13 protein-coding genes and 4 tRNA genes are annotated in these 15089 nt (G+C 47.8%); all 17 read left to right on the forward strand.

Going from position 1 to position 15089, the window contains the following annotated elements:
* Nucleotides 1-8 precede the first annotated feature (8 nt).
* Nucleotides 9-152 (forward strand): hypothetical protein, encoded by a 144-nt coding sequence (locus LCM00_RS22205; RefSeq protein WP_224906124.1) that lies wholly within the window; start codon nt 9-11, stop codon nt 150-152.
* Nucleotides 153-309: 157 nt separating this feature from the next.
* Complete coding sequence (gene rpsF, locus LCM00_RS22210; RefSeq protein WP_009796293.1) at nt 310-597, forward strand: 30S ribosomal protein S6; 288 nt, start codon at nt 310-312, stop codon at nt 595-597.
* Between the two features lie 44 nt (nt 598-641).
* Nucleotides 642-1163: a single-stranded DNA-binding protein gene (gene ssb / locus LCM00_RS22215; RefSeq protein WP_022544627.1), complete on the forward strand. Its 522-nt coding sequence runs from the start codon at nt 642-644 to the stop codon at nt 1161-1163.
* Nucleotides 1164-1215: 52 nt separating this feature from the next.
* Nucleotides 1216-1461, forward strand: coding sequence for a 30S ribosomal protein S18 (gene rpsR / locus LCM00_RS22220; protein WP_009796290.1), 246 nt, complete (start codon nt 1216-1218; stop codon nt 1459-1461).
* Nucleotides 1462-2047: 586 nt separating this feature from the next.
* Nucleotides 2048-2989: a YybS family protein gene (locus tag LCM00_RS22225; RefSeq protein WP_224906086.1), complete on the forward strand. Its 942-nt coding sequence runs from the start codon at nt 2048-2050 to the stop codon at nt 2987-2989.
* Nucleotides 2990-3011: 22 nt separating this feature from the next.
* On the forward strand, nt 3012-4985 hold the full coding sequence (locus LCM00_RS22230; RefSeq protein WP_224906088.1) for a DHH family phosphoesterase: 1974 nt from the start codon (nt 3012-3014) through the stop codon (nt 4983-4985).
* Nucleotides 4982-5431: a 50S ribosomal protein L9 gene (gene rplI / locus LCM00_RS22235; RefSeq protein WP_009791713.1), complete on the forward strand. Its 450-nt coding sequence runs from the start codon at nt 4982-4984 to the stop codon at nt 5429-5431. The genes LCM00_RS22230 and rplI overlap by 4 nt, the downstream gene beginning before the upstream one ends.
* Nucleotides 5432-5611: 180 nt before the next feature.
* Nucleotides 5612-6976 carry a replicative DNA helicase gene (dnaB, locus tag LCM00_RS22240; protein WP_224906090.1) on the forward strand — a complete coding sequence of 455 codons (1365 nt, stop codon included), beginning with the start codon at nt 5612-5614 and terminating at the stop codon, nt 6974-6976.
* Between the two features lie 223 nt (nt 6977-7199).
* Nucleotides 7200-8492, forward strand: a complete 1293-nt coding sequence (locus LCM00_RS22245) for an adenylosuccinate synthase (protein ID WP_224906092.1) — start codon at nt 7200-7202, stop codon at nt 8490-8492.
* Between the two features lie 604 nt (nt 8493-9096).
* Complete coding sequence (locus tag LCM00_RS22250; RefSeq protein ID WP_224906094.1) at nt 9097-9774, forward strand: response regulator transcription factor; 678 nt, start codon at nt 9097-9099, stop codon at nt 9772-9774.
* Between the two features lie 2 nt (nt 9775-9776).
* Nucleotides 9777-10778: a sensor histidine kinase gene (locus tag LCM00_RS22255; protein WP_224906096.1), complete on the forward strand. Its 1002-nt coding sequence runs from the start codon at nt 9777-9779 to the stop codon at nt 10776-10778.
* Nucleotides 10779-10864: 86 nt separating this feature from the next.
* Nucleotides 10865-11548, forward strand: coding sequence for an ABC transporter ATP-binding protein (locus tag LCM00_RS22260; protein ID WP_224906098.1), 684 nt, complete (start codon nt 10865-10867; stop codon nt 11546-11548).
* Complete coding sequence (locus LCM00_RS22265; protein WP_224906100.1) at nt 11545-14082, forward strand: ABC transporter permease; 2538 nt, start codon at nt 11545-11547, stop codon at nt 14080-14082. Before LCM00_RS22260 ends, LCM00_RS22265 begins: the two co-directional genes overlap by 4 nt.
* Nucleotides 14083-14257: 175 nt before the next feature.
* Nucleotides 14258-14333 (forward strand) — tRNA-Lys (locus tag LCM00_RS22270).
* Nucleotides 14334-14345: 12 nt separating this feature from the next.
* Nucleotides 14346-14417 (forward strand) — tRNA-Glu (locus LCM00_RS22275).
* A gap of 106 nt (nt 14418-14523) precedes the next feature.
* Nucleotides 14524-14599, forward strand: a tRNA-Asp gene (locus LCM00_RS22280).
* Nucleotides 14600-14770: 171 nt separating this feature from the next.
* Nucleotides 14771-14843 (forward strand) — tRNA-Phe (locus LCM00_RS22285).
* Nucleotides 14844-15089: the final 246 nt, after the last annotated feature.

The raw sequence follows: 15089 nt of genomic DNA on the forward strand, positions 1-15089 counted from the left end.
TCGCAGGCATGTCCAGGGAAGCGGGAAAGTATGCTGAGCGGCAGTCGTGGGAAGCGAACATGGACCAGCTGCTGGCGAATATAAAGAGATTGCATTTGAGGATGAATACTGCTTCCGGAATTTGGGATAAAAGAATGGAAATTGTCCAATAAAATATGATATGATGAATATACCTCGAAATGAGGTTTTTTCTTTTTGGGGAGGAAGATTGCTTTCCTTCCGTATATATGCTATAATTTCAACTTGTGAGTAATGAATAGTTACTCCTTGCCCGAATGGGCCGCTTAGACCAAAAGGAGGTGTAATGAGATGAGAAAGTACGAAATCATGTACGTCATCCGTCCAAACATTGAAGATGAGGCTAAAAAGGCTCTAGTTGAGCGTTTTAACTCTATCCTGACTGATAATGGTGCGGAACTGACTGAATCAAAAGACTGGGGCAAACGCCGCCTGGCTTACGAAATCAACGATTTCCGCGATGGCTACTACCAGTTGATCCACCTGAACGCGGAAGCTGCTGCAGTGGACGAGTTCACTCGCCTTGCTAAAATCAGCGAAGATATCATCCGCCACATGGTTGTTAAAGACGAAAAGTAAGACTTGAAATAGACCAGTTTTAAATAAGGAAGGAGTTGATTCTGATGATGAACCGCGTTGTTCTTGTCGGACGTTTAACGAAAGATCCTGAGTTAAGGTACACGCCAAATGGAGTGCCCGTTGCTTCCTTCACACTTGCTGTTAACCGTACTTTTACGAATCAGCAGGGAGAAAGGGAAGCTGACTTCATCAACTGTGTGATTTGGCGCCGTCCAGCTGAAAACGTAGCAAACTTCCTCAAAAAAGGAAGCCTTGCCGGCGTTGATGGACGCCTCCAGACCCGCAGCTATGAGGGACAGGACGGCAAACGCGTCTACGTTACAGAAGTAATGGCAGACAGCGTTCAGTTCCTGGAGCCGAGAAATGCTTCAGGCGGTGCCCCTAGCGGCGGCCGTAATGACGGAAACTATGGCGGTCCTTCAAGAGAACAGGATTTCCCATATGGAAATAATGATCAGAATCAGCGACAAAACAATAACCGCAATCAAGGATATACGCGAGTGGATGAAGATCCATTCGCTAATGATGGCCAAATCGACATCTCTGATGACGATCTGCCATTCTGATCTCCTTGTTTGGACGGGTACACGATACTAAAACCAAAAGGAGGGAAATGACATGGCATTTGGAGGAGGACGCAGAGGCGGACGTGCAAAGCGCCGTAAAGTTTGCTACTTCACAGCAAACGGAATCACTCACATCGACTACAAAGATGTAGATCTTCTGAAAAAATTCATCTCTGAGCGCGGTAAAATTTTACCTCGCCGTGTAACTGGTACAAACGCTAAATACCAACGTAAATTGACTGTTGCTATCAAGCGTGCGCGTATCATGGCATTACTGCCTTACGTTTCAGGTGAATAATAGATGATAAAGAAGGGCGCCTTATGGGTGTCCTTCTTTTTTTGATGCATAGATGGGTGTCATGGAAGACTGCCGGAGCTGGGCAAGCACCCTCCGCATTTCGATTGTCCAGCTGCGGGTGCTAGCCCCTCGAGGTCTTAAGCCACCTAAGAACCGAAGGCAAAGCAAAGAACGCCTTTTATTCTGCCGCGTCTTATGCTTGTCGGCTCTGGGCAAGCCGCTTCCGCATTTCGATTGTCCAGCTGCGGGTGCTAGCCCCTCGAGGTCTTAAGCTACCTAAGAACCGAAGGCAAAGAACGCCTTCAATTCTTAGGCGTCTTAAGCTTGTCGGGGCTGAACAAGCACCCTCCGCATTTCGATTGTCCAGCTTCAGCGGCTAGAGCCTCGAGTCATAAGCCACACCAGAATTAAAGGCAAAGAACGCCTTTTATTCTGCCGCGTCTTATGCTTGTCGGCTCTGGGCAAGCCGCTTCCGCATTTCGAAAGGTTGAACCAAGCCTTCATACCCGATAAAATAGTAATAGGAATATGTCTTTAACCTGCTGCTGACTGCAGCGTTGTATAAAGAAATTTGAGAGGTGAAGCAGTGAAGAACGTCCATAAGTTGACTTCGGGTGCCGTCATGCTGGCAGTGTTTGCTGTCCTGATGCTGCTTACCCTTTACGTCCCTGTACTGGGGGTCGTCACGAATCTGTTTTTGGCAGCGCCGTTTATATTATTTGCTGCAACGAATGACCGTAAAAGCTCGCTGGTCTTTTTGACAGGCGGCATCCTCATTTCACTGATTGTCGGGACGATCCTGGCGATTCCGCTCGCGCTGACCTATGGAATAACAGGTACGGTAATTGGGGACTTTATCCGGGAGAAAAAGTCACGGTTCAGCACGTATATGGCAAGCTCTCTTGCCTTCCTGATCCTGCTTGTTGCCCAGTACGGGATAGCGGTCCAGTTTTTTGAGATGAATGTGATAAAAGAATCATTTGATCTCTTAAAGCAGTCTGTCGACAAAGCCGTTTCTTTGATGGAGAACTTCGGGCAGCCGCTCGATGAAAAGATGACAGAACAGCTGTACAGCGGCATTGAAATGACCGAGACGCTGATTCCCAGCTTATTGATCATGGCATCCTTTATCAATGTCCTGATTCTCCAGGCGGTATCCCTGCCGATTGTAAAGCGGTTTGGCGTGAATATGAAAAAATGGGGCCAGTTCAGAAATCTGTCTCTGCCTAAGAGCGTACTCTGGTATTATCTGATCACCATCATTGCGGCTCTCCTTCTGAAGCCGGAGGAAGGGACAGTCCTTTTTGATGCATTTATAAACCTGAGCTTTATCCTGCAGCTGCTTATGATTGTGCAGGGGCTCTCGCTCATCTTTTATTTCTGCCACATGAAAGGCTATCCAAAGGCCGTGCCGGTCATAGCTGCCGTCCTGAGCTTCATACTGCCTTTTCTCCTTTATATTATCAGGATATTAGGTATAATTGACTTAGGATTTAATTTGAAAAAATGGTTAAAAGAAAAAGTCTGACACTACTGTAGGAGCTGAAAACATGCCATCGTATTTAGAAAAGCGATCCATCCGCTATCCGCTTTATTGGCTGATGGGTATAACAGTGGTGGTCCTTGGGATATTGGCATATTACAACTGGATCCTTGGCCTGGCAGGCGTGCTGCTGATTGTGCTGCCATTCTATTTCATTTTTATGATAGATTATCGCCAGCGCCGGGAAACAGAAGAGTATATATCAACACTCTCATACCGTGTCAAAAAAGTAGGCGAAGAAGCCTTGATGGAAATGCCGATCGGCATCATGCTCTTCAATGAAGAGCTGTATATCGAATGGACCAATCCGTTCCTTGCTTCCTGCTTTGATGAAGATACACTGGTCGGAAGATCGCTTTATGATGCAGCAGAAACACTCGTCCCTTTGATCAAGCAAGAGGTGGAGTCGGAGATCATCACCCTCCACGAACGGAAATTCAGGGTCATACATAAGCCGGATGAACGGCTCCTGTATTTCTTTGACGTAACCGAGCAGACGGAAATTGAAAAGCTGTATGAAGATGAAAGGACCGTGCTGGCCATCATCTTCTTAGATAACTATGATGAGCTGACACAGGGGATGGACGACCAGACGAGGAGCAGCCTCAACAATCTTGTCACCTCCCTCCTGAATAAGTGGGCGACGGACAATGGTGTTTTCTTGAAAAGGATTTCGTCTGAGCGCTTCATCGCGGTGTTCAATGAAAACATCCTCCAGCTGCTTGAAAGAGGAAAGTTCACGATTCTCGATGATGTACGGGAAACAAGTTCGACCCAAAATGTCCCGCTCACCTTGAGCATTGGTGTCGGCTCCGGTGTCTCTTCCCTGCCTGAACTCGGGTCGCTGGCACAGTCAAGCCTTGACCTTGCCCTCGGCAGGGGCGGCGACCAGGTGGCCATCAAGCAGCCGAATGGGAAAGTCAAATTCTTCGGCGGCAAGACCAATCCTGTTGAAAAAAGGACGAGGGTCCGCGCTAGGGTGATTTCCCACGCGCTGAAGGAATTGGTAACCGAAAGTGATAAAGTCATCATCATGGGCCATAAAAGCCCGGATATGGACGCTGTAGGCGCTTCAATCGGTATCCTGAAGGTAGCTGAGATGAACCAGTGCGAAGGCTATGTGGTCATGAACTTCCAGGATATCGATACAGGCGTCCAGCGGATGATGAAGGAAATCCGCAAGAACGATTCCCTCTTTTCACGCTTTATCAGCCCTGAGGAGGCACTTGAAATTGCGACAGATGACACACTGCTGGTTGTGGTGGATACCCATAAGCCTTCGCTTGTCATCGAGGAGCGCCTGCTCAGCAAGATCGACCATGTTGTGGTCATTGACCATCACAGGCGCGGGGAGGAATTCATCAAGAATCCGCTGCTCGTTTATATGGAGCCTTATGCATCCTCGACAGCGGAGCTGGTCACCGAGCTGCTTGAATACCAGCCAAAGAAAGGCAGGATTGAAATGCTCGAAGCGACCGCCCTGCTTGCCGGTATCATCGTCGATACGAAAAGCTTTACGCTCAGGACCGGCGCCCGAACCTTTGATGCCGCCTCCTATCTGCGCGGCCAGGGAGCGGATACCGTCCTTGTCCAGAAGTTCCTCAAAGAGGATGTCGACACCTATGTGAAGCGGGCCAAGCTGATTGAAACAGTATCCCTCTACAGGGAGGGACTGGCGATTGCAAAGGGAAATCCTGACCAGTCGTTCGATCAGGTGCTGATCGCCCAGACAGCCGATACACTCCTGACAATGGATGGGATCGATGCTTCTTTCGTCATCTCCAAACGGGCAGATAATCTGGTCGGGATCAGCGCCCGCTCGCTCGGCGATGTGAATGTCCAGATTATCATGGAAAGCCTTGAGGGCGGAGGGCATCTTACCAATGCAGCAACACAGCTGACAGACATAACAGTCGATGAGGCGGAAGATCGCCTTCATCAGGCTATAGATGATTACTTTGAAGGGAGACGGAAAGAATGAAAGTCATTTTCTTAAAAGATGTAAAAGGAAAAGGAAAAAAAGGGGAAGTTAAAAACGTGGCTGACGGCTATGCCCACAACTTCCTGCTGAAGCAGGGGCTTGCGATTGAAGCAAACCAGGCGAATATCAGCACATTGAGCGCACAGAAAAAGAAAGAAGAAAAAGTTGCGGCCAATGAATTGGAAGAAGCGAAAGAGCTTAAAGAAAAGCTCGAAAAGATCACTGTCGAATTTTCAGCAAAATCAGGTGAAGGCGGAAGATTGTTCGGCTCAATCACAAGCAAGCAGATTGCTGAAGAGCTTAATAAAAAGAACGGCATCAAGATCGACAAGCGCAAAATCGAGCTCAGCGATGCGATCCGCACGCTCGGCTATACAAAGGTTCCTGTAAAGCTTCATACTGAAGTAACAGCCACTTTGAATGTCCATGTTAAAGAAGTAAACTAATTTTGGAAGTTCCATTTACAGATAAACATGTTAAAATATAAGAGTTGAGAGAAATGTGGTCGGTGCCAAGCTGATCACATTTTTCCTGCTTAATCGGCCTTTTTAACAAATTCAATGGGATTTTGCATAGATTTTTAATAGATAAAAAGATAGATAGGCATTAAGAGGGAGTTGGAATAGATGAGTGATCTGTTTGCAGACAGGCTGCCCCCGCAGAACATAGAAGCGGAGCAGGCTGTGCTCGGTGCCATTTTCCTGGAGCCGGCATCTCTGACGCTGGCATCTGAGATGCTGATCCCGGAAGATTTCTACCGGGCAGCCCACCAGAAGATTTACAATGTGATGCTCAAGCTGAATGACGAAGGAAAGGCTGTTGACCTTGTTACTGTAACCGAGGAGCTGGCTGCTGCCAAGCTGCTGGAGGATACAGGAGGAGTCAGCTACCTGAGTGAATTGGCAGGCTCAGTGCCGACAGCGGCCAATATTGAATATTATGCGCGGATCGTCGAGGAGAAATCGCTTCTCAGAAGATTGATCCGGACCGCGACAGGCATCGCCCAGGATGGCTATTCCCGTGAGGATGAGGTCGAAGTCCTGCTCGGCGAGGCGGAAAAGAACATCCTTGAGGTGGCTCAGCGCAAAAATGCCGGTGCCTTCCATAATATTAAAGATGTGCTTGTGCGCACCTACGATAATATTGAAGTCATGCACAACCGCAAAGGGGATATCACGGGGATTCCGACGGGATTTGCCGAGCTGGATAAAATGACGGCCGGCTTCCAGCGCAATGACCTGATCATTGTAGGGGCCCGTCCTTCGGTCGGTAAAACGGCCTTTGCCCTGAATATCGCACAGAATGTTGCTACCAAGACAAATGAAAACATTGCGATCTTCAGTCTTGAGATGGGTGCAGAGCAGCTTGTCATGCGTATGCTCTGCGCTGAAGGCAATATTGACGCACAAAGGCTCAGGACCGGATCCCTGACAGATGATGACTGGGGCAAGCTGACGATGGCGATGGGAAGCCTCTCCAATGCCGGAATCTTCATCGATGACACGCCGGGTGTAAGGATCACAGAAATCCGTTCCAAGTGCCGCCGCCTGAAGCAGGAGCACGGCCTTGGCATGATCCTGATTGACTATCTGCAGCTGATATTAGGAAGCGGACGCTCCGGCGAGAACCGCCAGCAGGAAGTATCGGAAATTTCCCGTTCCCTGAAGGCACTAGCGCGTGAGCTCCAGGTTCCCGTCATCGCCCTGTCCCAGCTCTCCCGTGGAGTGGAGCAGCGCCAGGACAAGCGCCCGATGATGTCCGACATCCGTGAATCGGGAAGCATCGAGCAGGATGCCGATATCGTGGCATTCCTGTACCGTGACGATTATTATGATAAAGAGTCAGAAGACAAGAACATCATCGAAATCATTATCGCCAAGCAGCGTAACGGCCCGGTCGGTACCGTCCAGCTTGCGTTCGTGAAGGAATATAATAAATTCGTCAATCTCGAGAAGAGGTTCGACGACTCAGGCATGCCGCCTGGTGCATAAAGCCGCAGTCCTGTACTGCGGCTTTTTTTCTGTGGAAAAAAGAATAGGACCTTCCTCATACGCAAAAACTAAAGAATAGCTCAATTAAACTTTTTACGAACGTATTTTTATGTTTTCTTTTAAAATGTTCGTGTTTTATTGACTTTTATCACTTTCCCTTGGTAAAATTAGAGTTGTTTGAAGAACGGATACATATTTAACACTCTTTGGAGGTGCTTTATAAATGTCATCAGTCGTTGTAGTTGGAACTCAATGGGGAGACGAAGGAAAAGGAAAGATTACAGACTTCCTTTCAGAAAATGCTGAAGTGATTGCCCGCTACCAGGGAGGAAATAATGCCGGCCATACAATCAAATTTGGCGGTGAGACTTATAAGCTTCATTTGATTCCATCCGGAATTTTTTATAAAGAAAAAGATTGTGTCATCGGAAACGGCATGGTTGTGGATCCGAAGGCCCTGCTCAAGGAGCTTGCCTATCTGCATGAAAGAAATGTCACAACTGATAATTTGCGCATCTCAAACCGCGCCCATGTGATCCTGCCTTATCACCTGAAGCTTGATGAAGTGGAAGAGGAGAGAAAAGGCGCCAACAAGATCGGTACCACAAAGAAGGGGATTGGCCCTGCGTACATGGATAAAGCTGCCCGTAACGGCATCCGCATCGCCGACCTTCTTGACCGTGAGGTATTCGAAGAAAAGCTGCAGCGCAATCTTGAAGAAAAGAACCGCCTGCTGGAGCGCTTCTACGAAACAGAAGGCTTCAAGCTTGAGGATATTCTTGAAGAGTATTATGAGTATGGCCAGCAGATCAAGCAGTATGTGTGCGACACGTCTGTTGTGCTGAATGATGCCCTTGATGAAGGCCGCCGTGTCCTGTTTGAAGGTGCACAGGGCGTTATGCTCGACATCGACCAGGGGACATACCCGTTTGTTACCTCTTCCAACCCGGTTGCGGGCGGCGTAACGATCGGTTCAGGAGTCGGCCCTACAAAGATCAAGCATGTTGTCGGCGTATCCAAAGCCTATACAACACGTGTCGGCGACGGCCCGTTCCCAACTGAGCTTGATAATGAAATCGGCAATCAGATCCGTGAAGTCGGCCGCGAGTATGGTACAACTACAGGCCGTGCGCGCCGTGTCGGCTGGTTTGACAGCGTTGTTGTCCGCCATGCCCGCAGGGTCAGCGGCATCACTGACCTGTCCCTGAACTCTATCGATGTTCTGACAGGCATTGAAACGCTGAAAATCTGTGTTGCTTACCGCTATAAAGGTGAAGTGATCGAAGAGTTCCCGGCGAGCCTGAAGGTGCTTGCTGAATGTGAGCCTGTGTATGAAGAACTCCCAGGCTGGACTGAGGACATCACTGGCTGCAAGTCACTGGATGAGCTTCCGGCCAATGCCCGCCACTACCTTGAAAGAGTTGCACAGCTGACAGGCATTCCATTGTCCATCTTCTCTGTCGGTCCGGACCGCTCACAGACAAATGTTGTCATGAGCCCTTGGCGCCAGAATTAATAGTTGAAGCCCCCGTTATGGGGGCTTTTTTTATTTGTGAAATTTCACAAGGGTTGGGCGACATTATGGGCTGTTAATTTCCGTTCCAGGCACTTCGCTTTCCGCGGGGCGACGCTGAGCCTCCTCAGAGCAAGCTCTTGCGGGGTCTCAGCATTGCCGCTGCAATCCCGCAGGAGTCTGCGTGCCTTGCACTCCAATTAACAGGGTTTTTAAACTTTGAGGGGTTTGGGATGAGTCAAAAAACTTGAGTATAGACCATTTCGGCGCACTCCAGTTATATTGGCTTTTTATTAACAAAATACTTTAAAGAAGATTAGGGAAGTGATGGGGCTGTTAATTTCCGTTCCAGGCACTTCGCTTTCCGCGGGGCGACGCTGAGCCTCCTCAGAGCAAGCTCTTGCGGGGTCTCAGCATTGCCGCTTCATTCCCGCAGGAGTCTGCGTGCCTTGCACTCCAATTAACAGGGTTTTTTATACTTTGTGTGAGTTTAACATCGGTTGTAAATCTATCCCATTGCCCCAAGAAGCTCCATTCATTTTGACGAACCAATCCATTTTCACCTATGATTAGCATACATAAGGAGATTTTTGTCAGGGGGGATAGTATGAACATTCTGGTTGTGGAGGATGATCGGACGATAGCGGCGGGGCTGGAGTATTCTTTGCAGAATGAGAAGTATGGCACTTTTGTATGCCATGATGCTGCGGGGGCTCGGGAATTGATCCGGACGAAGCTGGATGAGATTGATCTTTGCCTGTTTGATCTGGGGCTGCCGGATGGAAGCGGGTATGATTTGTGCTCGCTTGTGAAGAAGCAGAGTGATCTGCCTGTCATTTTTCTGACGGCGATGGATGAAGAAGTTAATGTTGTGATGGGACTGGACATGGGGGCTGATGATTATATCACGAAGCCTTTCCGGGTCCGTGAGCTGCTGTCGCGCATCAGGTCGGTGCTGCGCCGCTATGATAAGCAGGACCGGCAGACTGTCACTTTCCAGGCCATTACGGTCCATACCGGCGAAGGAAAGGTCTATAAGCACGGTGAAGACCTCCAGCTGACGGCCCTGGAATACCGCCTCCTCCTGATCTTTGCGAACCATAAGGGGCAGGTGCTGACGAGGAGCCAGCTGCTTGATAAAATCTGGGACGTTGCCGGCGATTTTGTGAACGATAATACACTCACGGTCTACATAAAGCGGCTAAGGGAAAAGCTCGAGGACGATCCGCAGAAGCCTTCCATCATCAAGACTGTCCGCGGCCTTGGCTATAAGGCAGGCGACTAAAGATGCTGCGGAATAAAGAATACAGGAACTTTTTATTCATAGCCATTGGCCTCGCCGTTCTATGCGTGCTTCTCTCCTCCCTTATATCCTGGCAGGCAGCCCTGGCAGCAGGGACATCCTCTCTCCTCCTTTTAGCTGCCTTTTTAATTTTCACCTCCTGGCGCTATCGTGAGATTGACAAGCTCTCGCGCTATCTAAGGAGGATCAGCAGCGGAGATTATATGCTCGATGTCCGGGATAACCATGAGGGCGAACTCAGCATCCTGAAATCGGAGATCTATAAGGTCACCATCAGGCTCTCCGAACAGAGTGCCCTCCTGCAGGAAGATAAAACGAAGCTGACAGACGCCATCTCAGATATTTCCCACCAATTGAAGACACCTCTTACATCCATGATGGTCATGTCAGACCTGCTGAGTGATATGTCACTTGAGGATGGCAAACGAAAAGAGTTTACGCGCCGCATCCAGGTGCAGCTTGAAAGGATTGAATGGCTGGTTTCCTCCCTTTTGAAGCTCTCAAAAATTGACGCGGGCACTGCTTTTTTTAAAACAGAAAGGGTGGATGTCCCGCAGCTGGTTAAGGAGGCTGTGGAGCCTCTCTTGATTCCTATGGAACTTAAAGAGCAGGAGCTCAGGATCAGTGGCAGGGCGGGTGTTTTTTTCACCGGGGACCATAATTGGACGAAGGAAGCGTTGATCAATATCATCAAAAACAGCATTGAACATTCCCGTGAAAAAGGGAGTATCAGCATCAGCTACAGCCAAAATCCGCTCCTCACCGAAATTATCATTGAGGATGATGGCGGGGGGATCCTTAAAGAAGACCTCCCCTATATTTTCAAGCGCTTTTACCGTGGGAAAAATGCCACGGAGGATAGTGTCGGGATTGGACTGGCCATGGCATACGGAATCATGAAAAGGCAGGGCGGAGATATTGAAGTGGCCAGTAAACAGGGATTCGGGACAAGATTTACGCTGAAGTTCTATCATCAGGTCATTTAACAGATGACTAAATTGTCACTTTGGAGTCACGCTAGAGTCATTTTTGCCAGATATACTGAACCTATCAAATCAATGGAGGCTCTAGCATGGAAATCTTGAAAATCCAGAATCTGTCTAAAGTGTACGGAAGCGGAGATACTGCTGTTAAGGCATTGGATGACGTATCTTTTACTGTCAATAAAGGCGAATTTGTCGCCATCATCGGCCCATCGGGATCAGGGAAATCGACCCTCCTGCATATGCTCGGCGGGGTTGACCGCCCTACAGGAGGCCGTGTGCTGGTCGATAACACTGATATTTACAAACTGAATGAAACACAGCTGGCCATCTTCAGAAGAAGGCAAATCGGCCTGATCTACCAATTTTACAATCTGATCCCGATCTTGAGCGTAGAGGAAAATATCACACTCCCAATGCTGCTTGACGGTCAAAAGGTCGACAAGGGGCAGCTTGAAGAAATTGTCGGGATCCTTGGACTGCAGAACCGCCTGTCCCATCTTCCGAACCAGCTGTCCGGCGGGCAGCAGCAACGTGTATCCATCGGCCGTGCCCTCATCAGCCGCCCTGCCATCATGCTTGCAGATGAGCCGACCGGTAACCTGGACAGCCGCAACAGCGGTGAGATCATGGAGCTTTTAAAAATGTTCAATAAAACCTATAAGCAGACACTGATTGTTATCACCCATGATGAACGGATCGCGATGCAGGCTGACCGGGTCATTTCCATCGAGGACGGTAAGGTTGCTAAAAATGAGGTCATCCGGCCATGAATATCATGAACAGGCTGACATTGCGGCACTTGAAGAAGAACAGGAGAAGGACACTTGTCACGATTATCGGCGTTATCATCTCGGTCGCCATGGTTTCAGCGGTTTCCACCCTGTTTGTCTCATTCCTTGGGATGATGAAACAGGAAGCCATCCAGAATTCCGGTGATTGGCATGTCATCTACCGTGATGTGTCAGAAAGCCAGATGGAAGCGATACGAAAGGACGAGCAGACGGAAAAGCTGTTTATCACCAAGGACAGGGGATATGCGCCTCTTGAAAGCCCCTCCAATAAAAACAGGCCATATCTGTTCATCAAGGAATTCGATTCACAGGGAATGGAGCATTATCCTGTTGAATTGAGCGAAGGGCGACTTCCGAAAAAGGAGAATGAAGTCCTTTTTCCAAAAGAAATAATGGAAAAGCAGAATTATCAAATAGGCGATGAAATCACCCTTGAAATTGGGGAGCGGCATATTCCCAATAATGATCGCTCTTTTGGCCAGGGGGATTATCTGCAGTACGATGAAACAGAAGTAATTGAAACATTAAACAAAAAAGAGGAAGACATCTTTACAATTGCCGGTACGATAGAGCGTCCGGAATGGGAGCCATACTCCGCACCCGGCTACACGATTGTGAGCTATATGGAGCAGGATGCCTTTAAGGGCGGAGCAGCTGATATCGGTGTGACGTTGAAAAAGGTGAACCGGTCGCTCTACGCGCATGCCAAAGAGCTGGCCGAAAAAAATGGAATCACTAAAGTCAGCTTCAATAAAGAACTGCTTCGTTATTATGGGGTGACCGATAATGATAATCTGGCTATCACGCTTTATTCTCTTGCAGCCATCATCATATTAATCATTATCATCGGTTCGGTATCCCTGATCTATAATTCATTTGCCATCAGCGTCTCCGAGAGGGCCCGCCATCTCGGAATGTTATCCAGTGTCGGTGCGACCAAAACACAAAAACGGAATTCTGTCTTCTTTGAAGGAGCGGTAATCGGGGTAATATCCATCCCGCTTGGACTGCTGGCAGGGATCGGCGGCATCCTTGCAACCTTTCTGGTGATGAATCGTTCCTTTGGCGATACCCTGGGGATAGACGATGGTCTAACCTTAACCGTGACACCCATGTCCATCCTGCTTTCTTGCCTGATCTCGATTCTGACGATTTTCATCTCCACCTATATGCCGGCCAGGAAGGCTTCAAAGGTCTCTGCCATCGATGCCATCAGGCAAAGCCAGGATGTGAAGCTGACCGGCAAGGCGGTAAAAACGTCCAGATTCGTCAGGAAAATCTTCGGCCTTGAAGCAGAAATCGGTTTGAAGAATCTGAAACGGAATAAAAGAAGATATCAAGTGACAGTGTTCTCGCTGGTTATCACGATTGTTCTTTTCCTGGCGGTTTCCTATTTTACTGCAAACCTGAAGCAGTCGATTACGATGACACAGGTGAACTATAATTATGATGTACAGATATACAGTTCTGAAGATCAGGCAGCCCTTGAGCCTTATATGAACCTAAATTATGTGAGTGATGCTTCCTTAATGGAGGAGGCCTATTTTTCAACATGGATCAATGAGTCAAAGCTGCCTGATGAAGTGAAGGCACAGGATTATTATGAGGATATGCTCCAGGATGGGAAATATCCTTATTCTCTCGTGCTGCATGGAATAGATGAGAAGAGCTTTAAAACATATGCTGATAAGATCGGAGCCGATGTGAATGAGCTCCAGGATAAAGTAATCATCCTTAATAAATTTGTGTACGAAGAAGAGCAGACGGGGAAAAAGATTGAAACTGACGGAATCAACGGAAAGCCTGGAGATAAGATGGATCTGTATCTCCCAGAGGAGAACAGATCATTTCAATCCCTTGAAATTGGCTTTGCTGCTGTAGAGGCGCCGATGGGCATCCTGCCGCTAGGCAATTATGAAGTTCATCTCCTGATGCCTCAGAAGCAGTTCGAACAGCTGAAGCAGGATGGGGTGGAAACGGCATACAACCTTTTCCTGGACAGCTCAAAGCCTGAAGAAATGCAGGATCAGCTTGATCAAATTGAGTCAGAAAATCTTATGATCCAAAATGTCTATCAAAACCGGGAACGGGATGAACAGATGGTAACGTTCATGTCAGTTTTCACCTATGGCTTCATCACGCTGATTTCCGCCATTTCAATCGCGAATATCTTTAACACCATTTCAACCAGCATTGCACTCAGGGGCAGGGAGTTTGCCATGCTGAGATCAATCGGGATGACACCGAAGGGTTTTAATAAGATGATCAACTATGAAAGCATCTTTTATGGACTCAAGGCCTTGCTGTACGGGCTTCCGATCTCACTCGGTGTTATGCTGCTCATGTATTGGTCATTGCAGAATACATTCCAATACTCATTCGCCGTACCATGGATGAGCGTTCTGATCGCCATCGCTGCGATATTCATCATCGTGAGTGCCGCCATGCTTTATTCCATTCAAAAGGTGAAAAAGCAGAACATCATTGATGGCCTTAAGCAGGAAAATATCTAAAAAATATATGCCTCTCCAGTGCAAAAAGGAGAGGCATATGTTTGCTTTCAGCTGAGGATGGTATACAGATAGAGTCAGTATTTAAGCTTGCAAAATATTTTTTGAAAAATAAGTTGCAATAGTTTTAGATTCTGTGATATTATAAAAAGCGTCGTCACAAGAGACAACATATTGAGAGCCATTAGCTCAGTCGGTAGAGCATCTGACTTTTAATCAGAGGGTCGAAGGTTCGAGTCCTTCATGGCTCACCATTTTACTCCAATGGCCCCTTGGTCAAGCGGTTAAGACACCGCCCTTTCACGGCGGTAACACGGGTTCGAATCCCGTAGGGGTCATCGGCATTTGGCTGGTCGGCAAGTAGCTGGCAAGGACGGCTTCCTTGCTGACTGCCATATACATAATTTTGGTTTTCTTTTAAAAAAGTAATTTCTTTTTAAGAGTGGTCCCGTGGTGTAGCGGTTAACATGCCTGCCTGTCACGCAGGAGATCGCGGGTTCGATTCCCGTCGGGACCGCCATTTATATAGATTCTTTTTTATAACAGTTTAATATGGCTCAGTAGCTCAGTCGGTAGAGCAGATTGCTACCTTCCCTGAAAAAGCTTCTGCGGCAATCTGCGAGGAAGTTCACAAGAACCTTCCGAGCAAAGGACTTAAGCAATGCATTTTTTAGGAATTAAATATTATTATGGCTCAGTAGCTCAGTCGGTAGAGCAAAGGACTGAAAATCCTTGTGTCGGCGGTTCGATTCCGTCCTGAGCCATCCCGGGAAGAGAGAGTATACCTTGTATGCTCTCTCTTCTTTTTTGTTACGGCTTTGTAATATACCCCGCCCCCTTTTATAGCAGGATAAAGACAAACAGCAGACAGAAAGCTTGAAAATATAGGGATTTCTGCTCATGTGCGAAAAGAAGCTGCTTTTGTAATATAATGTAAGATTTTATACAGTTTTATTACAATGCTGAGACAAATCCAGGCCCCGGCGTGTTTTATGGTACATTATAGTGGC

It is taken from the genome of Bacillus infantis (genome assembly GCF_020171945.1).
Classification (GTDB): Bacteria; Bacillota; Bacilli; order Bacillales; family Cytobacillaceae; genus Bacillus_AB; species Bacillus_AB infantis_A.